The sequence below is a fragment of the Xanthomonas euvesicatoria pv. euvesicatoria genome (genome assembly GCF_020880415.1).
Lineage (GTDB): Bacteria > Pseudomonadota > Gammaproteobacteria > Xanthomonadales > Xanthomonadaceae > Xanthomonas > Xanthomonas euvesicatoria.
In genome coordinates, this window is sequence record NZ_JAJIUJ010000047.1 from 20,237 (window position 1) to 43,529 (window position 23,293).

The window sequence follows — 23,293 nt, forward strand, 5'->3', positions numbered from 1 at the left end:
CGCGCGGGCGCATCCGCATTGGACGTAGTCTGCTCCCGCAGTCCGAAAGGCGTGCCCGGCGGGCGTGGTTGATCGACGCGTCGCATCGCATTCCTCGTCTTGGCTGTCGCTCAACGACGATGATTGGCACGCAACGCGATGGGCGAATCCCGAAGGGCGAAGCCATCGTCATCATGACGAAGGATCAGCCGCGTGGCCGCATGCCGTTGTGCAGCGCTCAGACAGCGTTGCGGGGGCGGGCGCCTGGCAGGTGCTGCATGCGCCGAACCGCGTGGGATCGAGCACCACATGCTTGATCCGTCGCCGCTTCCAGGTGTAGCTGACATGCACCAACCCATCGCGGGTCTGGATCACAGCCGGATAAGAAAATTCATCATGGGCGCTGTCTTCCAGCGTCAGCACGCGTTGCCAGTGCACGCCATCGTTGGAGACGGCAACGGCCAGCGTACCGCGGCCGTCCCACCAATCCTTGCCGGCAATGGCGGGGTTGTAGACCAGTAACGCACGGCCGTCGCGCAGCATCACCGCGTCGGTGCCCGAGTTCGGGTTTTCCACGTCCAGCAAGTGCATGGGCTGCCAATGCAGGCCGCCATCGAGCGAGAACGTGCTGAAAAGCTTGTTTTGCTGGCTGCGGCCCAACGCCTGCAGACGGCCATCCGGATATAGCAGCAGGCTGGGCTGGATCGCACCGATCGCCTTCGCATCGTTGAGCGGCATGCCGCGTTGCCAGTGCGCGCCGTCGTCGTCGCTCCATTCCAGGTGGGCGCGCCAGCCGCGGTCTTCGCTGCTGCTGGGCGCCAGGATGCGGCCGTTCGGCAATTGCACCGGCTTGTTCTTGATCGGCCCGAGAATGCCGTCGGGCAACCGCTGCGGTGGCGACCAGTGCGCGCCATCGTCGGTGGAAAGCAGACGCAGCCCCCACCATTGGCGCGGATTGGGTCCGAGCTTGTAGTACAGCTGCACCGGCCCGGTGGTCGATTGGAATAACACCGGATTCCAGGCCGGCACTGCAACGCCATCGACGCCTGCGTGCGCGCCATCGGCAATGCGGCGTGGTGTCTGCCATTGCTGCGGGCCGCGCTGAGCCAGCCAGATGCCGACATCGGCCGCACCTTCGTGCTCGCCGCCGAACCAGGCGGCCAACAGGCGACCATCGCGCGTTTCCAGCAAGGTGGACGCGTGTGCTTGCGGGGTAGGAGCCCGGTCGGCGATGAACTCGCTGAGCACGATCGGCGAGGGCGGCGACGCAGGCGATTGGGCTTGGGCAGCAACTACACCCAGGCTTGCAGCAAGGCTCGCAACGAGGCGGCTCAGCAGGCGTGGCGGATGCATCGTGGTCCGGTCCTGTGCGAGTTTGAAAGACCTTTTTATTATCTCTTAAATACCACGTGGTCCGTCCTTCGGGCGGCTTGGTCGAATTGCACTGCCAGACGTACAGCGATGTGGCCGCTCTGCGTCGGCCTCTACTGGCTGGTGGCGCTTGGCCTGGCTGGACGCGACTATGCGCACGCGCGCACGATCACACTGATGTTGCGACGTGCGCTGAAGCGTGGCGATGCGAGGGTCGAGTTGCGCGCGGGCCGGCCGCTATCGGGATGGCATCGCGAGCGTGGTGTAGCGGTTTGTCAGCGGGGCGTTGCGGTGACATGACCGCGATGCGTTGTTAGCGCCGCTGGGCCGGTACAACGCAGACCGCCGTGCATCCATTCACTCAGGAGTGCATTGATGGCTTTTCCAACCGCAGTCAATCCGCAGATCACCGATGCCGTCACCCAGGCCAACGTCAAGGTCGTTGGCGAAGCGCCAGCGTTTGCGATGGGTTCGATTTACCAAAGCGTGGCCCATTCGGCCGGCATCCTGTTTCAGAATGCCCTCGCTGCACAACAGCAGCAAACCCCCTTGGCGCAGGCGGCCAACAACCAAGGCGTGATGCAGACCTACGGTGTCGATACCGGCGCTTGCGCGGCAGATGTCGAGAACGTTGCGCAAGGCGGTGCCGCAGACACTCTGAACAGTCTGCTCACCGTGCTCACCTCGTTCGACACTGCAAAGTAACCGCCCATGGCGACAGCGTCACGGCTGTCGCCATGCTTGCCTGTGCAAATACCTCGCTCAGGCCGCGTTCTCGTCGCGCGCTTGCGGCGGCAGCAGCGTTTGCGGCTTCTTGGCCGATTCGGTCTGGCACAGGAACGTCATCAGGTGTGCGGCTTCGGCACTGCCCATGGGCTTGCTGTGGATCTGCTCGGCGAAGGCGTTCTGGGTGTGCTCGGCAACGGCGGGAACGGACTCTTGTGCAACGGTGGACGACGACATGCAACGCTCCTGGAACCTGCAATCAAGCCGTCTACGTCGCAAGCAAGCGCATCCGTAACGGAGTCAGCCGGTGATATTGCCTGGAATCTGTGCCGTCCGATACCTCGACGGTATGCGGGCGGCGCAGCGGCACCGGACGTTCTGATAACGGCGGCTGCGGCCAGGTCTAAAGCGCCATCGGCAGAAAACTGTTCCGGCGGTTATTTCTGATTGCGCAACCGGGCCGGGGGCGTTGTGCAAGAACGCGGCGGCTCGACAGCAGCATCCGTGCCCGCGCCTGTGTGGCGCAGTGCCAACTCCGCCAGCCCATCGGTGCGACGTCTTACATCTTGCCCATCCGGCGTGGAGCTACCCAATGGCCGGCTTTCTCCGGGATAAATCGCGCCACGCGTGGTTGGGCCGGAGAGTTCGTTTACGGAATCGCGTATTCGTCGCAACAAGACTGGCTGGAGAGGACAGGCGCACCATCGCCGCTTCGCACCGGTTGGAGTTTGCTCATGCGTGTCCAACGATCCACTGCACAGCACCTTGTCACAGGCGATTCTGCGGCCGTTGAAACGCCGCCCGCAGCGGAATCGCCGCAAGATCGACAGGGTTGGCCACTTGGGTTGAAAGTGCTGCAGACCCGGCCACTGCGCAGACGCACACGCCGCGATGAGAGCGAGCGACAAGCGCACCACGGAGATGCCAATGCCCGGGTTGCCGAAGCGGAGACCGCCTATGACGTCTTCGTGGTCGCCAAGTACGTGGCCGACCCCTTGCATGGAACCGCGGACAAAACGGCCGAATTGATCAACGACATTCCCCGCCGCGGCGAACCTGAGCAGTCCGCGGACGCTGGGGACTCGGCGCATCCACCCGAGCACTCACCGGCCGAGCATGCAGCGGCACCGGATGGCCACCACCTGCCACACCCACCGCAGAGCGCACATCCCGCACAGCCGCACGCTGCAGATGCCCCGCATGCGCCGACGCCTGAAGGGCACCATGGGCCACACGCCGACGCCGGGCATCCGGCGGATCCGCACGTGGTTGGGCATGCAGCGGAGGACGGCGTCCTGCACGCCCTTGCCGAGGAAGGCGCGCCGGCAGGCACATTCGATCTGGCGATGAGCCTGGGCATCAGCGGCGCGATGCTGCCGCTGTCGAGTCTTGCGATCTATGCTGCGTACAAGGAAACCCGCGAAGTTGCCGAGCAACGCACGCACTTGCGGCAGCAGGAACGCCGCCTGCGCGCGGAGCAGGCGACACTGCAATCCGCCTTGGGCACGACAGCGCCGGCAGGCGCTGCAAATGCTTACGCGCATGCACTGGGCGAGGCGATCGAGACCAACGCCTACCTGCAGCGGCGAAATACGCGGGACGGCGCCATTGCCGCAACCTCCATGGCCTCGGCTGGGGTGATCTTCACCAAGGCAGCGAGCGAACTCGGCATTCAGGGCGGGCTGGCAATCGCCAGCAAGAGCGCAAATGCGGCGGGCCTGGTGGGCCACAGTGCCGCGGCCGCAGGTGCGGCCTCTGCGGCGGGCATCGCCGGCAGCTTCGTGCTCGCGCCGTTGGCGAGCGTGGCGGCCACCGCATTGGGGGGCACCTTCCTGCACCAGTCGCGTCGGGAAAGGACGCGTGTTGCCGTGGATGTCGGCAGGGTCCAGCGCTTCCTGCAAGATCTCGAACCTGGTGAACTCAGTCTTGGCGCACAGCGCTACCAGCACTTTGTGAACACCAAGTTGGGCAAGTACGACCGCTTTGCGCATCGGTTCAACCAGTGGAACAAGGGCTTTGTCGTGGGTGGAGTCACCTACACCGCCAGTACGTTGACCAAGGTCGGCGTCAGCGCGGCCGTTGTTGCCGGCGCCACGGTGGCCGCCCCGGTGGGCACCGGCCTGATCATCGGCGCAGGCCTGCTCGGTGCGGCCACGATGGGCGTCGGCAGCCATCAGTTCCTGCTGGCGCACGGCAAGCAGAAGCGCTATCGCAGGTACCAGACCGAGGACATGCCCGGCGTCGATCGCGCGCTGCTGGCGGTGGCGGATCTGTTGCCTGCACGCGAGGCGGAGGGTGCGCCATCCCGGGAAGCGCCCAACGTCGCCGACCAGTTGCCGCCAACCGCGGTGGACGTTGCACTGACGCCAGTGGCGGAGGAAGCGGAGGCGAGCGATGAAGACGATATCGTTGCAGAACCCGATCCCGGCCTGGAGGCGAAGCATCGCCAAGGCGCCTCTGCCGCAGGTGATGCGCAACCGGCAATGCCGGAACCCGCCGCTTCGACTGCCGACAGGTCGGGCGCAACAGCAGCAGATGACGTGGTGCCCCACCATGGATTCGAGTTGCGGAGCGCGCTCTACGCGTGCATCGACGGGCAGGAAAAGGCGCTGGACGCGTTTGTGCAGGCCGGTGCCGACGACCTGCAGAAATTGCATCCGGCCAAGCCGCGCTCGACGGATCAGGGCAAGGGCTCGGGTCGACCGGCACCTGCGGCGCCGCTGGGCCGGCGCATCAATGCAGCCCTGCGCGCTGCAGCGAACTATGGACGCGCGGTATTGACCGGCAAGCCGCAGGAGGCGCGAGGCAAGGCGATGCGCAGCCATGCCAAGCACAGCGCGGTGCTGACCGAAACCGCGCTTGCGCAGTGGCTGCAAACGCCCGGCTCGGTGAAGTCGCAGATTGCCTACATGCAATGCTGCCTCGAACTGCAGAAAAAGTATCTCGACGCCAAGCTCAGCGCGCAGGCGGACCTTCCGCAGCCCGACGTGCACGATGATCCGCATTCTCATGACCAAACGCCGGTGGCGACGGTCGATCAGGCTTCGGAACGTTTACTGGCGCAATTGCACCAGGTGCGCACGCGCGACGCCACCCAGCAGCGCGCGATCAGCCTGATGCTGCAGGAACTGGAGATGGCCGAGCGGGAACTGGCGAGCCCAGATGTGCGAAGCCAGGCGCGCGCCGCCGCCAGGATGCCCGGTTTGCAGCAGCGCCTGATCCGGGTGCTGACCTCGAACGCGATCGTGCCGCAAGAAGGCGTTGCAGGGTTCGCCCGGTTCTGCATGAAACAGGCCCGTCAGCACACCACCCATGTGCGCGGCACGCTGCTGGCGACCGAAGTCCAGGCAGCACGCATCCGCGAACAGGCGGCTGCCGTGGCCCCTGCGTCCACGGCCTGATGGCGGCTGTGCGAGCGAGCACGCGTCTGCAGCCGCCTTGCAAGACTCACTCTTTCGGCGTGAGCCATACCTGCTGCTTCAGGCCGCGCACGCTGGGGGTGGCGACATCGTCCAGGTCGAAGACCACCACCGTGTTGTCACCCTTGCGCTGGAACGGCGCGGGGAAATACAGCGCGGTCTGCGGGCCGATGTTCCAGTGGCGGCCCAGGTTGACGCCGTTGGCCCAGGCAAAGCCCTTGCCGAAGGCGCGCATGTCCAGATAGGTGTCGGTCGGCGTGCCGATGCGCAGGGCGCCGCGGTGAAACGCCGGGCCTTGCACTGCCTTGCGGGTCCAGCCGCGGATGCTGTCGGGCGTGCGCATCGGCAGCGGGAAGGCCTGCCAGCCGGTGAGCTGCTGGTTGTCCAGTAGCACCGGGTCCACCAGCCCGGCGCGGCCGTCGGCCATGCGCGTGCCGTAATTGATGCGGCCGCTGTTTTCGACCAGCACATCCAGGGTGTGCTGGCCTGCAGGAATCTCCACCTCGAGCGACACCTGCTGCAAACGCCGCTCAACGCTGCCGACCGGCCGTTGATCCACGTACACGCGTGCCACATCGCGCACGTCGCCCAGATACAGCGGGCCCTTGCGCGGGCCAGTGACCGTGGTGCGGTAGAGGATGTAGCCATAATCCTGGCCGAACTGTTCCATCGGCTGCGGGGTGTCGATGGCGATCGGCGCGGGCAGGTTGTCCCAGAGCGAGGCCGATTCGCGCAGCGGCGTGGCCGGCAGCGTGGCGGTGGCGATCGGTGCCGGTAATGCGGGCGGTTGCACGCCGGTCACGCGGGCGATGGCATCGCGCATCAACGCGAATTTGGGCGTGGGGTGGCCGGCTTCGTCGAGGATGGCGTCGTAGTCGTAACTGGTGGTCTGCGGCGCGTAATGGTCGCTGGGATTGTTCTGGAAATTGGCGCCATTCATGAAGCCGAAACTGGTGCCGCCGATGAACATGTAGAGATTGGCCGAGTGGCCCTGGCGCAGGATCCACTCGAACTCCTCGGCCTGTTGCCTGGCATCGGTGGCGGCATGCGGCTTGCCCCAGTGGTCGAACCACCCGGCCCAGTATTCGCCAACCATGCGCGGTTGATCGGGGCGGAACTTGATCAGTTTGTCGAATGCGCTCTTGGCCTCGCCGGGTGCGAAGTTCACCACCGCCAGGGTGTCTGGCAAGGTGCCGTTGGCGAGCATGTCGGCGCCATCGGAGGTGAACAGCAAGGCCTTGTCGAAGCCAGCCTTGACGTACATGGCGCGGTTGTCGGCCATGTAGGCGTGATCGTCGGCGTAGGAGCCGTATTCGTTCTCGACCTGCACGGCGATGATCGGCCCGCCGTTATGGTTGAGCAGCGGCTGCACCTGTTTGGCCAACGCATCCAGATAGGACTGGCTGGCGGCGAGAAAGCGCGGATCGCGGCTGCGGACGCGAATATTGCCCTTGCCGAACAACCAGGCCGGGTAGCCGCCGGCTTCCCACTCCGCACAGGCGTAAGGGCCGGGCCGCAGGATGACGTTGAGGCCCTGCGCGGCGGCTTCGCGCACGAACGCGGCCACATCGTTGTTGCCGGAAAAATCGAACTGGCCTTGCTGCGGTTCCACCAGATTCCAGAACACGTAGGTTTCTACGGTGTTCAAGCCCAGGGCACGCGCTTTTTGCAGGCGGTCTTTCCAGTAGGCGCGCGGAATGCGCTGGAAATGGATGGCGCCGGAGAGCAGCTGGTACGGCTTGCCGTCGCGCACGAATTGCGTGCCCTGCATGCCGAAGGCGGGCCAGGGCTTGGGTGTGGTAGCGGCGGCGGGTAGCGCGAGCGCCAGGGCCAGAACCAGGGGAGCAAGAGTGGTACGCAGCATGGAGGTCTCGATGTAGGTGGGCCGGTGGTGCGGGTGGATGGCAGGCGGCGGTGTTTGCGTTCTGCCCTCATCCGCCCTGCGGGCACCTTCTCCCGCTTGCGGGAGAAGGAAGAGCACGCCCGCTTGCGGGAGAAGGAAGAGCAACGCCCGCTTGCGGGAGAAGGGAAGAGCAATCCCCGCCTGCGGAATGAGAAAGCAACTTCCACTGGCGAATGAACAAGCGATCCCTGTTTGCGTACACGGGAAAGGGCGTTCCCCATTCGCGCAGCAAGAACCGAACGCGCCGCTCGTGCAAGCGACGTACTGGCATTACGCGAACGACGGTGGCAGATCCTTCTTGTCTGCGCCGAAGGCCGGGTTAGGCTTGGGCCCCATCGCAAACTCCAGCGTGCCGCCGGCGGCGAGCTCGGTGTGACGTAGCCAGGCGCGGGTGAGCGATTTGCCGTTGAAGGTCAGCGACTGCACATAGACGTTCTGCGCGCTGTTGTCCTTGGCCACGATGCGCAGCGTGCGGCCATTGCCCACGTCCAGCGTGGCACGCTTGAACAAGGGGCTGCCCACGATGTAGTTGCCGCTGACCGGGTCCACCGCATACAGCCCCAGTGCACTGAGCACGAACCAGGCGCTCATCTGCCCGCAGTCTTCGTTGCCGGACAGGCCGTTGCGCGCGTCGTGATACTGCTCGCGCAGCAACCGGCGCACCATTGCCTGGGTCTTGTACGGCTGGCCGGCATAGGCGAACAGATACGCCACATGGTGGCTGGGCTCGTTGCCATGCGCGTACTGGCCGACCATGCCGTCGATATCCGGCGGTGCATCGGCGGGCAGTTCGGAACTGGTGGAAAACAGCTCGTCCAGCTTGGCGACGAAACCGTCGCGGCCGCCGTACAACTCCATGTAGCCGTACAGATCGTGCTGGTTGAGGAAGGTGGCCTGCCAGGCGTTGGATTCGGTGAAATCGCGCCACTTGGCGATGTGGCCCATGCCGCGCGGGTCGAACGGTGTGGCCCAGCTGCCGTCGGCAAGCCGTGCCTGCACGAAGCCGCTGTCGCGATTGAACACGTTGCGGTAGTTGCGCGAGCGTTCGCGCAATGTGCGTGCATCGGCGCTGGCGCCTGCGGCTTGTGCCAGGTGTGCGCAGGCCCAGTCGTCGTAGGCGTATTCGAGCGTGCGGCTGACCGATTCGTCTACCTTGTCGGCGGGGATGTAACCGAGCCTGCGGTACTCGCCCAGGCCGTGGGTGGTGTCGTCCATCGCACGTTTGCGGTACGCCGGCCAGGCGGCCTTGTAGTCGATCCCGGTAAAGCCCTTGGCATGCGCCTCGGCCAGCACCACGGCGGAGTGATAGCCGATCATGCAGCCGGTCTCCACGCCCTGCAGCGGCCAGATGCCCACGCCGTCCGGGCATTCGTTGGCGCCGCGCACCAGGCATTGCACCAAGTCCGGCACGCGCTCGGGCTGGGCCAGCGTGAGCAGTGGATGGGCGGCGCGGTAGGTGTCCCACAGCGAGTAGGTGCTGTAGTTGTTGTAGCCCTTCGGCGCGGTGTGGATCTGCAGGTCCATGCCGCGGTAGCGGTTGTCCACATCGGAGAACAGCGTGGGCGCCAGCAGGCTGTGATACAGGCCGGTGTAGAAGATGCGCCGTTGCGCGTCGTCATCGCTGTCGATGCGCACGCGGGCTAGTTCCTTTTCCCAGGCAGCGACCGCTTGCGCATGCACGCGCGCGAAGTCGAAGTCCGGCAATTCGGCGTCCAGATTGGCCAATGCATTGTCGGCGCTGACGGCCGAGATGCCGACCTTGATCAGCAGCGGGGCATCGGCGGCATCGGGGTAATGCAACGCGGCCTTGAGGTGGGTGCCGTCGGTGCTGCGCGTGCCGGCGGCCAGCGGTTGGTCTTCGTTGTACAGCTGCACGTGCTTGAACGGGCGCGACAGGCGCATGGCGAAATAGATGTAGCGGCCCTTGGCCCATTGGTAGACGCGGCGTCCACCGGTGAGGGTGCGTTCGTCGACCACGCGCAGCTGCGCATCGCTCACGCGGGTGGCGATTTCCGGCTTGTCCTGCATGCCGTGGCACAGGTCGAGCAACACGTGCGCGGGTTTGCCCTTGGGGAAGTGATAGCGGTGCAGGCCGGCCCGCGCGGTGGCGGTGAGTTCGGCATGCACGCCGCTGTCCTTGAGGCGCACGCGGTAGTAACCGGGCGATGCGGCTTCGTCGGCGTGGTCGTAGCGCGAGCGGTAGCCGGCATCCGGGGTGTCGAGCGGGCCGGGCACCAGTTTGACCTCGCCGGTGGCGGGCACCAGCAGGACGTCCAGCATGTCGCCGATGCCGGTGCCGGACAGGTGCGTGTGCGAGAAGCCCATGATCGAGCCATCGGACTCGTGATACCCCGAACACGAATCCCACACCGCGTTATAGGTGTCCGGGCTGAGCTGCACCATGCCGAACGGCAGCGTGGCGCCGGGGAAGGTATGGCCGTGGCCGCCGGTGCCGATGAACACATCCACATGCCGGGTGAGGTCGGCGCGGGCACGCGCGTCGGCCGGAAGCGCGTAATTGCCGGCGCGCGCGCGCGCCCGGCCGGGCAGACCGACGCTGCCGAACAGGGCTGCGGCGATGGCGCCTTGGAGAAAATCGCGTCGTGTTGCCATGTGTGTGATCTCTGATGTCGCGAGGTGGGTGCGCCGTACCCTCATCCGCCCTTCGGGCACCTTCTTCCCATGAAGGGGGCCGAGGTCCCGATGGGGGAAAGGAAGGTCAGGCGCTGCGCAGCAGCTGGGGTTTGCGTTGATGCAGGTCGATGATCAGTTCGCCGAACAAGGTATTGGCCCAGGCGAACCAGTCGCGGGTGAAGGTGCTCGGGTTGTCCTTGTCGAAGGCCTCGTGCATGAAGCCGGTGCCGGCATGCGTGGTTTTCAACCATTGCAGGCATTGGCGCAGTTGCGCGTCGTCGTCGCTGACCAGCGCGTACTGAATGATCGACATCGGCCAGATCGTGCCCATGCCGCTGTGCGGGCTGCCGACGCCTTCGGCCGCTTTGCCGCGCGAGAAATACGGGTTGCGTTCGCTCCAGGCCAGCTGGCGCGTGCGCAGGAACACCGGGTCGGCGCGATCGCAGCAGCCCAGGTAGGCCAGGCTGAGCAGGCCGGGCGCATTGGCGTCGTCGATGAATAACTGGTTACCGAAGCCGTCCACTTCGAAGGCCCAGTACGCCTGCCCGTCGGCATCGCGCTGCTGGCCGAACTGGCGGGTGGCGGTTTCCACTTCGTCGGCCAGCGCGGTGCACTCGGCGGCGAAGGCGGTGTCGCGATGCAAGGCCGTGCTCATCGTGGCCAGCTGCCGCAGCGAGGTGACTGCGAACAGGTTGGCCGGCACGAACAACGGAAACACGCAGGCATCGTCGGAGGGGCGGAACATCGAGTGGATCATGCCGTTGGGCTTGGTCGGCTGGCCGTAGCCTTCCAGCACCAGGGTTTCGGTGGCCAGTGGCGAGGGCCGCTGGAACACGTACGGGCCGCGGTTGTCCTTGCGCTGCTGCTCGCGGAAGGTCTTGACCACCACGTGCATTGCCGCGCGCCAGTCGTCGTCGAACGGTGCGGTGTCGCCGGTGGCGCGCCAGTATTCGTGCGCAATGCGGATGGGGTAGCACAGCGAATCCACTTCCCACTTGCGCTCGCCCACGCCCGGCTTCATTTCGGTGATGTCGTTGAGCGACCACTTCAGGCGCTGGGTCTGGCCGTCGGGCAGGAACGCGTTGGCATAGGGGTCGAGCGTGATGCACGCAGCCTGGCGCTGGATCAGGCCATGGAACATGCGCCGCAACGCCGGGTCGCGCCTGGCCAGCGGCACGTACGGGTGCACCTGTGCGGACGAGTCGCGCAGCCACATCGCGTGGATGTCGCCGGTGATGACGAAGGTGTCCGGCTTGCCGTTGCGGGTGCCGGTTTCCACGGTGGTGTCGAGCGTGTTGGGGTAGCAGTTCTCGAACAGCCAGGCCAGTTCGGGGTCGGCGATGCGCGCCTTGATCTGCGCGATCTGCTGCTCGACCGCCTTGCTGACGAAGCGGCGCTGCGCCCTGGGCGGACGCTTGCTGACAAAGCGGCCGGTTGCACTGGACGAGCCGGTGGCGGGCGCGGCCGCGAACGCGGGCAGGGCGCTGGCCAGCAAGCCGGCACCGGCGCTAGCGCCGAGCAACTGAAGGATGTCGCGGCGGGTATGCATGACCTGGAACTCCTTGGATGTCGACAGCAGGCCCGCACGCCAGTGCCGCTCCAGAGCCGCGCGACCTGCCGGCTGAGGATGAGACCTATGCATGACCAATTCCCGATGACCATACAACGTGTGCGCCGAATGTGCATAGTGCGGTCGCACAATTCGTTGCCGCATGTGGACTATTCGATGGCGCAGTCGCGGGCCGGTCCGCGGTCTGCCCTTCTGGATGCGGGCCGCAAACCGCCTTCGACAACGCCACGCTGGGCACCACGACCTCCGGCCTGCAGCCCGCACGTCGGCACTCGTCCGGCCGCCCTCCAGCGGCATCGTCAGTGCCGATCAACACGCCGACAAGGGCGCGTAGGCATGCACGTCGCTGCCTCCGGCAGCATGGTGCCTCGTCGACACGCCATCGACACCCGCGCCGCTGTTGTCCACCTGCTCCGGCATGGCCGGCGACTGCGTGCGTCAGCGCGATGCGGCGCCTACTTCGGCAACGGCGAACGCCCCTGGATCGAAAACGGCGCGGTATTGCCGGCCGCGCCGGTACCCGGCTGCCCGCCGCCGACGAACAACGTGTAGTTGCCGGCTTCCACCGCGCGCTGCCCGCTGCGATCCACGTCGCTCAACGCGCGTGCATCCAGGTTGAAGGTCAGCGTGCGTTGCTCGCCCGCTGCAAGATGCACGCGCTGAAAACCGACCAGGCTGCGCAACGGGGACTGCGGACGGTCCGGATATTGCAGATACACCTGCGCCACTTCGTCGCCGGCACGTGCACCGGTATTGCGCACGGTCGTGGTTACCTGCAGCGAACTGCCGGCTTGCAGCGTGGTGGTGGACAGCTGCGGCGCGTCATAGGCAAAGCGGGTGTAGCTCAGGCCATAGCCGAACGCAAACAGCGGCTCGCCCTTGAAGTAACGGTAGGTGCGGCCCTTCATGTCGTAGCTGACGTAGGCCGGCAGGTCCTTGGTGGAGCGGTAGAAGGTCACCGGCAGGCGACCGCCGGGATTGTCGTCGCCGGCCAGCATGCGCGCGATCGCGGTGCCGCCGGACTGGCCCGGGTACCACGCGGCCACGATCGCATCGGCATGCGTCTTGGCCCAGTTCAAGGCCACCGCGCTGCCGCTCATCAGCACCACCACCAGCGGTTTGCCGGACGCCTTTGCCCGTTCGAGCAGCGCTTGCTGCGGGGCGGGCAGGGCGATGTCGTTGCGGTCGCCACCGTCGAAGCCGGGAACATCGATCCGCAACTCTTCGCCTTCCACATCCGGCGACAGGCCAACGAAGGCGACCACAGCGTCTGCCTGTGCCACGGCCTGCTCGGCTTCGGCCAGTTGCGCGGCGGCAGGAGCCAGCCATTCCAGGCGCACGCCCTGATCCTGGCCGCGATGCTCCATTTCCAGGCGAATCTTGCGTGGGCGGGTGTCGTCGAAATGCAGCACGGTTTCCACGCTCCGGCCGTCGGCGTTGTGCATGCCGGCCGGCACGTGCTTGTCTTCGGCGTTGCCGGCAACCACCAGCTTGTCGTCGATATACAGGCGTACCGGGTCGTGCCCGCTGCAGTCGAAGCAACGCGCCACGCGCACTGCCAGGGTGGAATCGCCAGCGCTGGGTGGCAGCAGCTCGCCGCTCCAGCGCACGGCATAGCGGTCGGCCGGTACGCCCTTTGCCGGGGCGACCTGATCCCAGTTGAAGCTCACCGTGCGGTCCTGCCGCACCACGCGTGCAGCACCGCTCATGTCGACGTTGTCGAAATATTCGCCACGCAGTCCCGGCTTGCCATCGCTGCGCAGTGCCGTCTCCGGGATCATGCCGGGCACGCCGGCAGCCAACGGTGCGCCTTGTGCGTAGCTCACCTGCTGCGCACCGAAGCGCTGACGCAGGCCCAGCAGCGGCGTCACCGGCGCGGACGAGGTGCCCTGGTAGTTGGCCTCCAATGCAGCCAATGCGTCCGCATTCGGGCCGATCACCGCCAGCCGCGTGCCGGCCTTGAGCGGCAACGTGTTGGCATCGTTCTTCAGCAGCACGATCGACTCGGCGGCCGCCTGCAAGGCCAGCGCACGATGCGCCGCGTTGTCCACGTCCTTCGCGCCGAGCCGCGCGTACGGGTCCTTGCGCGGGGCCTCCAGCTCGCCCAGGCGGTAGCGGGCGGCAAACAGGCGCACCAGCGATTGGTCGAGCAAGGCTTCGTCCACTTCGCCGCGCGCGATCGCCGTGCCGAGTTCGCGATAGGCATGCCCGCAGTTGAGATCGTGCCCGGCCTTGAGCGCGGCGGCCGACGAGCCGGCGTTGTCCGGGCGGAAATAATGGAACTGGGTCATGTCGTCGACCGCATCGCAATCGGACACCACAAAGCCCTTGAAGCCCCAGTCGCCGCGCACGCGGCCGTTGAGCAACCAGTCGGCGGCGCACGCCGGGGTGCCGTGCAGCGAGTTGTACGCACACATCACCGAGCCGGCCTGGCCTTCGACGATGGCAGCGCGGAAGGCTGGCGTATAGGTCGCTTCCACATCGCGTGGCGAGACATCCACATCGAAGCCATGCCGGCCCGGCTCGGGGCCGCTGTGCACCGCGATGTGCTTGGGCGTGGCGATCGTGCGTGGATGGTTGAGGTCCTCGCCCTGCAGGCCGCGGATAAAGCCCACCGCCATCTGCCCGGTGAGAAACGGATCTTCGCCGTAGGTTTCCATGCCACGGCCCCAGCGCGGGTCGCGGAAGATGTTGATGTTGGGCGACCAGATGGTAAGACCGGCGTAGCGTTTATGGTCCTTGCCCGGACCACCGGCCTGGTTAAACTTGGCGCGCGCTTCGGTGGACACCACCGTGCCCACCTGCTGCATCAGGCGGGTATTCCAGCTCGCCGCCAGGCCAATCGACTGCGGAAACACCGTGGCGTAGCCGTTGCGCGCGATGCCGTGCAGGCCTTCGCTCCACCACTCGTAGGCGGGGATGCCCAGGCGCGGAATCGCCGGTGCATCGTTCATGGCCTGGGCCACTTTTTCTTCGCGGCTCATTTGCGCGACCAGGGCGGCGGCGCGCTGTTCGGGCGTTGCATCGGTGTTTTTTGCGGCCACTGCCGGTGCAGCGATGAGCGGCAGGGCCAGGCTCACACTGAGTGCAGCGGCAAGACGGCACGGAAAGACGGACAACGACATCGGTTCACTCCTGCGCGGCGGCCATGGCCGTCACGCGTTGCGCTTGGGTCGCCCGCAGTGATGCTGCGGGCAGTGGTCATTACAAATCGCTGACTGCCTTGCGTGCGATGCATTGCATGGAGCCGTCAGCGCTACATGCGGTCTTCGCGGATAAAGCAGCGTGCTTACGCGCGTGCTGCGTCGTCTGCTGAGACCTGTTCCTGGCGGTTTACTTTGCTTCGGCAGGCTCCGGCGGCGCGCCAGCCAGCGTGGCGGCCAGGTCGCGCACCTGCAGCGTGGATTGCAACTGCGCCAGTGCCGCCTTGCTGCTCACCCGCACGGTCAGTGGCTCACCCGGCAGCAGGTCGAAGGCGTTGTCCGACAGCGTGGCATCCACATCGCCGAACGACAGCCACACCTCGCGCGCCAGCGTGTTGCTGGTCAGGGTGAGTGCGTAGCCATCGCCATCGGTACGCCACTGGCTGTCGATCTTCGCGGCCGGCAATGCAAGCTGCTTGGCCGGCGCGAAGAACACCACCTCGCGCGAGAGCAACGTGTCGCCGTCGAGCAGCTCGAACACCGCGTAGGTGCGCTTGGGATCGGCGCTGCCCAGCAATTGCTTGTCGCTAAAGTTGCCCACCTGCAGGCTGCTCAGCGGTTTGACGCTGGCCTTTTCTTCGCGCTTGCTCAGCACCTTGCCATCCATGCCCATCACTCGCATGCGCCAGCGCGCTGCCAGCGGGGTGGTGCGGTCGGAGACCAGCGACACCTCGGTCTGGCCCTTGTCGTTGCGCAATGCGGCGATCATTTCCGGCGCGTAGAAGCGCCGTGCGTGGTAATGCAGCGCCTTCCAGCGGCCGTAGTAATCCACGCTGGACCACGACGCGCCCGGCCACACATCGTTGAGCTGCCAGTACAGCGAACCCATCGACTGCGGGCGAGAGGCACGCAGATGCGAAGCGGCGATGTTGATGCCTTCGGCCTGCATCAGCTGGCTCAGGTAGACGAAGCTGTCGAAATCCTTGGGCTCGCCGAATTCGCGGCGGATGTACAGCATCAGCCGCTTGTTGCCGTTGCCCTTGTCGAACTTCTGATGCACGCGCATCACCGGCGATTCCGGATCCATGTCGCCGGGCTCGGCAAACGCCCGCACGGTGCGCATGTCCGGGAACGACTGCAGGCCATATTCGGACATGAAACGCGGGGTGACGTTGAGATATTCGGTAACCGGCAGGGCAGGGCCGCCCCACACCTTCCAGTAATGCATGTCGCCATCGTCGGTCTGGTCGGCCGCGCCATCGAAATCGGTGCCCGGCGAGGTGGCCCAGTACGGCACGTCGCTATCGTAGGTGGCCACCACTTCACGGAATACGGTGCCGAACAAGGTGGTCATGCCGCGTTCGATGCGGGCGCGTTCTTCCGCGTCCACCGACTGCTTGAACTTGACCCGGTCGCCCCAGTTTTCCCAGCCGGTCTGCACTTCGTTGTTGCCGCACCACAACACGATGCTGGGGTGATCGCGCAGCCGCTTGACCTGTTCGATCGCCTCCTGCCGGGTGTTCTCGCGGAACTCCACGTCGTACGGCGGCACCGCGCCGCCGAACATGAAGTCCTGCCAGATCATGATGCCAAGCTCGTCGGCGACGTCGTAAAAATAGTCGTCCTGGTAATGCCCGCCGCCCCACATGCGCAGCATGTTCATGTTGGCATCGCGCGCGTCCTGCAAGGTGCTGCGCATGCGCGCGTGCGTGACACGTGCGGGGAAGGCATCCAGCGGAATCAGGTTGGCCCCCTTGGCGAAGATCGGGATGCCGTTGATCACGATCTCCATGCTCTTGCCGTACTGGTCTTTTTCGCGGCGCAGCTCCACCGAGCGCAGGCCGGTGACCCGCTTGATCTGCTGGCTGTCGCCATCGGCATCACGCACGTTGGCCACGAAGGTGTAGCGGTCCTGCGCACCGTAGCCGGCCGGGAACCAGCGCTTGGGCTTGGCGATGCGCACCGCCAGGTCGATGCGGTTCTGGCCCGGGTCGACGACCGCGTCCTGGGTGAACTGGCCGACTTTTTGCCCATCCGGGCCCAGTACATCCAGCGTCACCTGCACCGGCCCGCTGCGGCCGGCCTGCAGTTCCAGCTGCGCCTGCAATTGCGCGCTATCGGCATCCACGCGTTGCTGGGCGATATGCAGCCCATTTACCCGCACGGCGTCCCACGCTTCCACGCGCACATCCTTCCAGATGCCGGCATTGACCATGCGCGGGCCCCAATCCCAACCGAAGTTGTACGGCGCCTTGCGCACGTAGGTAGAGCTGTGGCGTGCCTCCGGCTCGTCCCCGAACGCCGAATCGTAGGCGCCCGGCAGCGCATACGGTTGCTTGGCCAGCCACGGCTGGATCTTCTTGATCGGCGAATACAGCTTGACCTCGAGCACGTTATCGCCACGCTTGAGCAAGGATTTCGCATCCACGCGCCACTGCCGGAACATGTTGTCGGCGCTGAGCAGCTGCTTGCCATTGAGGGTGACCTCGGCAAACGTGTCCAGGCCGTCGAACACCAGCTCGACATGTTCGCGCTTGAGTGTGGCCGCATCGACATTGAAACGGGTCTGGTACTGCCAATCGCTCAGGCCCGCCCACTGGATCTTGCCTTCGTTATCGCGATAGAACGGGTCGGGCACGATCTTGGCGGCGATCAGGTCGGTCTGCACCGCACCGGGCACCTGCGCCGGCAGCCACGCCGCTGCCTTCGGATACGTCTTGCCCTGCTCCTGACCCGGCACCAGCCGCACCTGCCAGCCGCTGTCCAGATTCACTGCCGTCGGCGGTGCTGCCCAGGCCTGCGAGATAGCGAAGGCCAGGGCAAGCCCGAGACGGGCGGGGGCGGGAACAAAACGATGACGGGACAGGGGCATGCGTGACTCTCCTAGGGTGGCTCAGCGCGTGGCGGCGGGGGGCGCCTGCGCAGTGGTTTCAATCAGTTGGACGGCGCCGATGGCATACAGGGGGCCGCGGATCGGCGCGGTGAAGCGCAGGCAGAGATCGTGGATGCCGGTGCGTGCAGGCAGTGCGGTTTCCAGGGTGAATTGTTCGCCCAGGGTGTCGCTGCGCGGCAGCTGCACGCTGGCGATCAGATCGCCGTCGCAGCCCAGACGCACTTCCAGCTCACCGCCGCGGGTTTTGGCCGGGTATTGCACGACCTTGGATTGCTCGTGCGCCAGGCCGAAGTTGTTGGGCAGGCGTGCGGCGTCGATGCGGATTGCGCCGATACCGTCCAGCCGTGCCTGCGGATACAGGCGGCAGGCATGGAACAGGTCGACGTTGTACACCGGCGTGTCGGCGCCGGTCATCTCCGGCAGCAGCGGCAGCCGCAAGCCGAGCGCGCCGGTTTCGACGCAGTGCTGCAGTCCCTGCGTATCCACCCGCAACAAACTGGCGCGATCGAAGGTACGGCTGCGCGTGGCCGCCAGCGGCGTGCCGTTCGCATCGAACGCCGTGGCCTTGACCGTGGTCGGCAATCGAATCGTCAACGGCGCGCTGTAGCGCGGCGATGCCGGCGTGGGCTCGCTGCCGTCGATGGTGTAGTGCAGCGTGCCCGCGCCGGCTTGCGTGCTCAGTGTCACCTTGGCCGGCCCGCCGGCGAGCACCGGATTGGGTCCGCCTTCCAGCGCGATATCGGCAGCGAAGGCGCCGTCGCTGTAATCGATGCCCAGCGCCTTGTAGCGCTGCAGCTGCGCCGGCATGCGGGCCAGAAAGCTGTTCCAGTTGCGCGCTGCCGGCGGCGACCAGGTCACTTCCGCTATTGCAGATAACCGCGGGAACAAGGCGTGATCCACATGCCACTGCGAGGGGATGTATTCGGACCACAACGCGCCTTGTGCGCCCAGTACATGCCTGGCCTGTTCGGCGCTGAGCTCGGCCGGTACCGGGCCGAATGCGTAGACCTTCGACAGCGGCAACACCGTGAGGCGACCGTTCGGTTCGTCACTGCGCGTGGTCTGCAGGTTGTCCAGATACAGCCAGTCGCCCGGCGCCAGCACCACATCATGGCCTTGCTGTGCTGCAATCACCGCGCCTTCGATGCCGCGCCACGACATCACCGACGCACTGGCCGGCACGCCGCCTTCCAGAATTTCATCCCAGCCGATCATGCGCCGGCCGTGCTGGGTGAGGTAGGCCGCCAGCTGTTCGTTGAACCAGCCCTGCATCGCATGCGCGTCCTTGACCCCGAGCTTGCGCATCTGCGCGCGCACCGCCGGCGAGGCTTCCCATTGATCCTTCACCGCCTCATCGCCACCGATGTGGATGTAGGTCGATGGGAACAAGGTCAGCACTTCGTCCAGCACGTTGGTGATGAAGGTCAGGCTACGTTCGCTGGTGTTGAACAGGTACGGGTTGACGCCCCAGTCCACGCCCACCTGCGTGCGTGCGCCGGGTACGCCCACGTCTTCGGGGTAGGCGGCAACGGCTGCCTGCGCATGGCCGGGCATGTCCAGTTCCGGCAGCACCGTGATATGCAGGCGCGCCGCATAGGCGACGATCTCGCTGATCTGTTCCTGGGTGTAGAAGCCGCCATAACGCTGCGGCGTGCCGTGCTGGCCGGCGCCGGGCGGTGTGCGCCATGCGCCTACCTCGGTGAGCTTGGGATAGCGCTTGATCTCGATGCGCCAGCCCTGGTCATCGGTGAGATGCCAATGCAGCACGTTGAGCTTGTGCAGGGCCATCGTATCGAGCACATGCTTGACCGTGTCCACGTCATGGAAATGCCGGGCCACATCCAGGTGCTGGCCGCGCCAGCTGAAACGCGGCCAGTCGCGAATCGCCACCGCCGGCAGCTGGACCTCGCCCTTGCGTGCATCCGGTGTCATCAATTGCCAGGCGCTGATTGCGCCGTACAACAAGCCGGCGCCATCGCGCGCGGCGATGCGCACGCCCCTGGCGTCGGCCTCCAGGCTGTAGCCTTCCTTGTGCGCTACCGGCGCCTGCGCGCTGCGCTCCAGGCGGATGCTGCCCGGCGATGCGCTGGCTTCGGCGCGCACTTCCAACCGCAGCCCGCGTGTGCGTTGCAGCAAATCGGCCAGATGTTCGGCACTGCGGCGTGCATCGGCATCGCCGGGCACGATCGAAATCACCGTGCCGGCGCCCACCGTGAAGCTGCCGCTACCGCGTTTGACCTCGACTGCTGCGGGAATCAGTGGCAACGGGGTACCCGCAGTGTCTGCGGTTGCGGCAGCAGGTGCGCCGGCGGTGGCAGCGGCCGGCGAGGTGCCTGGTGCACGTTGACCGCAGCCGGCCAGCGACACTGCTGCGAACGCAAGCGCAAGCAGGCGCGAGGAGAACGGCGCGACGGCTGTCAGGCGTGCGGTGGGTGCGGAGTTCGACGTCATGCAATCACATCCCGGTATGGCGGCGGTACACGGCAGCCACGCACAGTAGCAAAGCCGTATCGGAAGACGCAGTGACTGGCGCACGCTTGGTCCCGCTGCGCAGCGTGGGCACCGCGTGGTCATGCGATCACGTCAGGGGCGTCGGTCGCTGCAAAACGGGCGCGGGCAACGCTGGAATCGGAATGCAGCCACGCAGTCCGATTCCTTGCACCAGCCGTGCCCGCCTGATCGCTGTGCCATCGTAGCGTCGGCTGCGCTTAGCGCTGCGCGGTCGGTAGCTCGTCCCACACCTTCGGGTCTTCGGCGCCCAGCACCCAGCAGCTGAAGCCTTCCAGGCCGTATTGCTTGGTCAGCTCGTAACGTGCCTTGAAGCTGCGTGCGTCCGGGCGGAACACCCACTCACGCATGTCGTCGCGGTAGAAGTAGAACCACGATTCCTGCTCGACCGGATCCCACTGCACGGTGGCGTTCTGTTCGATCGCCAGCGGGAAGGATTCGTCGGCATCGATGTAGGTTGCCGAAATATTCGACGCCTCGGTGCCGTCTTCCTTGACCGGATTGCCGGTGTACCAGCGGTAGCCGTAGGTGGCGATCCCCAGCGACAGCTTGTCCTTGGGCACCTGGGTGATGGCGTAATCCAGGTGCTTCTTCATCCACACCATGCCATCGACCGGGCCTGGCGTGGTCCAGCGCGTGTGCTGGTCATAGGTCATCAGGCTGACCAGATCCACCGCCTGGCCCAGCGCCTTGAGGTCATATGCGCCGCGCCAGTATTCCCACATCCACTTGGAGAACTGACCGCCTTCGGCATAGCCCGGTGCATTCGGCACCATGGCGACCGACATCTTGAAACCGGCTTTATGCAGCGCGTCGGCGGTCTGCTTGACCATCAACGTGTAGGCGTCGCGGTCGGTCCAGGCGATGTTTTCAAAATCGAACTGGAAACCGTAGTACTTGTGCTGTTTGCCATGGGTCAGCAGCGATTCGATCATGCGCTTCTTGGCGGCTTCGTCGTGCATCAGCTTGTGGAAGCCGTCGCGCCCGGTGGTCATCGACAGGATCGGCATCACCCGCAGGTTCTTCTGCTTGGCGATGTCGTACAGGTACATGTTGGGCGTGCCGTTGACCAGGCCGTTCTGGTCCACGCCGTACCAGGTCGGCACCACCACGTCGATCTTGTCGACATTGGCCAGGAACGAGTTGGTCGATTTCTGCGTGTTCATCAGATAGAACAACGCCGTGGGGGTTTTTGCCAGGGCCGGCGCGCACACCAGCGCCAGCGCCAGCAGGATCCAGGTCAATCGCTTGCTCATGAAAACAGCATCCGTCAGGGGGTGGAGGAAGAAGAAAGATCGATGCGCAGCACGTAGGCGTGCTCGCCGACCGGCTTGGCCGGCAGGCGCAGATGCAGGCCGTCAGCCTGCTGCTCGAACGGCACCTTCTTGCCGTTGGCCAGCAGCGTCACGCCGCGCACGCCGTCGGCCGCTGTGAGCGAGCGGATCACCGCCTTGCCGCCGGCCGGCCAGCCGAGTTCGATCGCATACAGCGCGCCATCGCGCGTGGTGAAGCGGAAATCCTCGGCGGTGTAGGGCTTGGTCTTGACGTCCTGGAAGGTGCCGCCGACCACCTCGGTCGGGCCTTCGCCATACACGCGCCAGGGCTTGCTGTCGTAGATCGCGCTGCCGTTGGTCTTGAGCCAACGCCCGATCGAAAGCAGGATGCCGCGCTCGGTATCCGGAATCGAGCCATCCGCGCGCGGGCCGATGTTGAGCATCAGGTTGCCGTTCTTGGCCACCACGTCGGCCAGCATGTGGATGATGAAGGTCGGCGACTTGTAGGTGTCGTTTTCGATGTAACCCCACGAGGCATTGCTCACCGAGGTGTCGGTCTGCCAATGGGTGGGATGGATGCCGGTGAGCTGACCGCGCTCGATATCCAGCGTGCCGGCACCTTCGGGAAATGCGCCGAGCTTGTAGTTCACCACCACGCCGCGATCGGCTTCGGTGCGCGCCGCGCCCTGGTTGTAGTAATACGCCAGCATCGTCGGCAGGCTGCGACGGAAAGTGGGGTGCGCGATCCACCAATCGAAATAGATCAGGTCCGGCTGATAGGTGTCGATCAATTCGGTAGTGCGGGCCAACCAATCGTCCAGCCAGGCCTGCGATACCGGCGTCCAGTCGTTGGCCACATCAGCATCGTCCTTGCCCGGCAAACGCACTTGCGCCGGGCCGTAAAGCGCGGCATAGCGCGGATCGTTGACGTCCGAATCGAACGTGCGCCCGCCGTCGAAGAACCAGTTGTGTTCCGCGCGATGCGATGACAAGCCGAAGTGCAGTCCCTGCGCGCGAATCGCCTTGGACAACTCGCCCAACAGGTCGCGCTTGGGACCCATCTTCATCGCGGTCCAGTCGGACAACTTGGAGTCGTACAGCGCGAAGCCGTCGTGGTGCTCGGCCACCGGCACCACATAGCGCGCGCCGGAGGCGCGGAACAGCTTGGCCCAACCATTGGGATCGAACTTGGGCGCGGTGAACTTGGGAATCAGATCTTTGTAGCCGGAGCTCGCCTGCGGCCCGTAGGTGGCCACGTGATGGGTAAATTCCTTGGAGCCTTGCAGATACATGTTGCGCGAATACCACTCGCTGCCGAATGCCGGCACCGAGAACACGCCCCAATGGATGAAGATGCCGAACTTGGCGTTGTCGTACCACGCCGGCGATTGATAGGCCTTCAGCGCCGCCCAGTCGGGGCGGAACGGGCCCTTGCGTGCGCCGGCTTCGGCTTCGCGCACCAGACGCTCGCGTTCGGGCGCGTAGGCGGCGGTGGCATCGAGCCACTGCTGATCGATCGCTTCTGGGCTCAGCGTGGTGGCCGTCGGGGCGGTCGGCGATTGCGCCGCATTGACCTGGAGCGCCGGCAGCGCGAGCAGTAGAGCGAACGCAAGCATTCGACTCCTGGGTGCAGCTCCGGCGTGGCGGCGGGATGGAGCCGCGAACTGGCGGCTATCGGTCGTCATGGGAACTGCACTCCTGTAAGCGAAACGCATCGGTCATGTTGCGGCCGCGCGTGGATGGCAAAAGCGGACCTGGCCATGCTCCCTCAGCTGCGAAGGGGCGTGGCCAGTACCACTCCTTGGTGCAACGACGACCTGCCGCTGTTTACAGCGGGCAGGTCAAAAAAAAGCGCGCCACCGTGGAGGGTCGG

12 protein-coding genes are annotated in these 23,293 nt (G+C 65.7%); 2 read left to right on the forward strand and 10 right to left on the reverse strand.

Annotated elements, in window-relative coordinates:
• Nucleotides 1-171: 171 nt before the first annotated feature.
• Nucleotides 172-1,332: a sialidase family protein gene (locus LN450_RS08175; RefSeq protein WP_011348233.1), complete on the reverse strand. Its 1,161-nt coding sequence runs from the start codon at nt 1,330-1,332 to the stop codon at nt 172-174.
• A gap of 393 nt (nt 1,333-1,725) precedes the next feature.
• Between LN450_RS08175 and LN450_RS08180 the strand changes: the two genes are divergently transcribed.
• The gene (locus LN450_RS08180; RefSeq protein ID WP_011348231.1) at nt 1,726-2,055 is read left to right on the forward strand and encodes a RebB family R body protein; all 330 of its coding nucleotides are present in this window, start codon (nt 1,726-1,728) and stop codon (nt 2,053-2,055) included.
• A 57-nt stretch (nt 2,056-2,112) separates the two neighbouring features.
• On the opposite strand, the gene LN450_RS08185 is transcribed toward LN450_RS08180, so the two are convergent.
• The gene (locus tag LN450_RS08185; RefSeq protein ID WP_008572048.1) at nt 2,113-2,313 is read right to left on the reverse strand and encodes a hypothetical protein; all 201 of its coding nucleotides are present in this window, start codon (nt 2,311-2,313) and stop codon (nt 2,113-2,115) included.
• Between the two features lie 497 nt (nt 2,314-2,810).
• Here LN450_RS08185 and xopK point away from each other — a divergent pair, with 497 nt between their 5' ends.
• Complete coding sequence (xopK, locus tag LN450_RS08190; RefSeq protein WP_267475376.1) at nt 2,811-5,477, forward strand: type III secretion system effector XopK; 2,667 nt, start codon at nt 2,811-2,813, stop codon at nt 5,475-5,477.
• Between the two features lie 46 nt (nt 5,478-5,523).
• Here the strand turns inward: xopK and LN450_RS08195 are convergent, their stop codons facing one another.
• The 8 genes from LN450_RS08195 to LN450_RS08230 all read right to left on the reverse strand — a co-directional run bounded on the left by LN450_RS08195 (nt 5,524) and on the right by LN450_RS08230 (nt 23,105).
• The gene (locus tag LN450_RS08195; RefSeq protein WP_041855079.1) at nt 5,524-7,359 is read right to left on the reverse strand and encodes a glycoside hydrolase family 35 protein; all 1,836 of its coding nucleotides are present in this window, start codon (nt 7,357-7,359) and stop codon (nt 5,524-5,526) included.
• 309 nt (nt 7,360-7,668) lie between these two features.
• Nucleotides 7,669-10,011: a GH92 family glycosyl hydrolase gene (locus LN450_RS08200; RefSeq protein WP_039416495.1), complete on the reverse strand. Its 2,343-nt coding sequence runs from the start codon at nt 10,009-10,011 to the stop codon at nt 7,669-7,671.
• Between the two features lie 106 nt (nt 10,012-10,117).
• Nucleotides 10,118-11,581, reverse strand: a complete 1,464-nt coding sequence (locus LN450_RS08205) for a glycoside hydrolase family 125 protein (RefSeq protein WP_039416493.1) — start codon at nt 11,579-11,581, stop codon at nt 10,118-10,120.
• Between the two features lie 476 nt (nt 11,582-12,057).
• The gene (locus LN450_RS08210) at nt 12,058-14,727 is read right to left on the reverse strand and encodes a glycoside hydrolase family 3 C-terminal domain-containing protein (RefSeq protein WP_011348226.1); all 2,670 of its coding nucleotides are present in this window, start codon (nt 14,725-14,727) and stop codon (nt 12,058-12,060) included.
• Between the two features lie 208 nt (nt 14,728-14,935).
• On the reverse strand, nt 14,936-17,617 hold the full coding sequence (locus LN450_RS08215; RefSeq protein WP_011348225.1) for a beta-mannosidase: 2,682 nt from the start codon (nt 17,615-17,617) through the stop codon (nt 14,936-14,938).
• Nucleotides 17,618-17,638: 21 nt separating this feature from the next.
• On the reverse strand, nt 17,639-20,089 hold the full coding sequence (locus tag LN450_RS08220; RefSeq protein WP_039416491.1) for a family 20 glycosylhydrolase: 2,451 nt from the start codon (nt 20,087-20,089) through the stop codon (nt 17,639-17,641).
• 257 nt (nt 20,090-20,346) lie between these two features.
• Nucleotides 20,347-21,402 carry a glycosyl hydrolase family 18 protein gene (locus tag LN450_RS08225; protein WP_011348223.1) on the reverse strand — a complete coding sequence of 352 codons (1,056 nt, stop codon included), beginning with the start codon at nt 21,400-21,402 and terminating at the stop codon, nt 20,347-20,349.
• 14 nt (nt 21,403-21,416) lie between these two features.
• Entirely contained in the window at nt 21,417-23,105 is a 1,689-nt protein-coding gene (locus tag LN450_RS08230) for an alpha-L-fucosidase (protein WP_011348222.1), read from the reverse strand.
• Nucleotides 23,106-23,293: the final 188 nt, after the last annotated feature.

Excerpts from the sequence above, each read along its gene's own strand:
- LN450_RS08175 (WP_011348233.1), bottom strand. The coding sequence starts at position 1,332 with ATGCATCCGCCACGCCTGCTGAGCCGCCTCGTTGCGAGCCTTGCTGCA.
- LN450_RS08180 (WP_011348231.1), top strand. The coding sequence starts at position 1,726 with ATGGCTTTTCCAACCGCAGTCAATCCGCAGATCACCGATGCCGTCACC.
- LN450_RS08185 (WP_008572048.1), bottom strand. The coding sequence starts at position 2,313 with ATGTCGTCGTCCACCGTTGCACAAGAGTCCGTTCCCGCCGTTGCCGAG.
- xopK (WP_267475376.1), top strand. The coding sequence starts at position 2,811 with ATGCGTGTCCAACGATCCACTGCACAGCACCTTGTCACAGGCGATTCT.
- LN450_RS08195 (WP_041855079.1), bottom strand. The coding sequence starts at position 7,359 with ATGCTGCGTACCACTCTTGCTCCCCTGGTTCTGGCCCTGGCGCTCGCG.
- LN450_RS08200 (WP_039416495.1), bottom strand. The coding sequence starts at position 10,011 with ATGGCAACACGACGCGATTTTCTCCAAGGCGCCATCGCCGCAGCCCTG.
- LN450_RS08205 (WP_039416493.1), bottom strand. The coding sequence starts at position 11,581 with ATGCATACCCGCCGCGACATCCTTCAGTTGCTCGGCGCTAGCGCCGGT.
- LN450_RS08210 (WP_011348226.1), bottom strand. The coding sequence starts at position 14,727 with ATGTCGTTGTCCGTCTTTCCGTGCCGTCTTGCCGCTGCACTCAGTGTG.
- LN450_RS08215 (WP_011348225.1), bottom strand. The coding sequence starts at position 17,617 with ATGCCCCTGTCCCGTCATCGTTTTGTTCCCGCCCCCGCCCGTCTCGGG.
- LN450_RS08220 (WP_039416491.1), bottom strand. The coding sequence starts at position 20,089 with ATGACGTCGAACTCCGCACCCACCGCACGCCTGACAGCCGTCGCGCCG.
- LN450_RS08225 (WP_011348223.1), bottom strand. The coding sequence starts at position 21,402 with ATGAGCAAGCGATTGACCTGGATCCTGCTGGCGCTGGCGCTGGTGTGC.
- LN450_RS08230 (WP_011348222.1), bottom strand. The coding sequence starts at position 23,105 with ATGACGACCGATAGCCGCCAGTTCGCGGCTCCATCCCGCCGCCACGCC.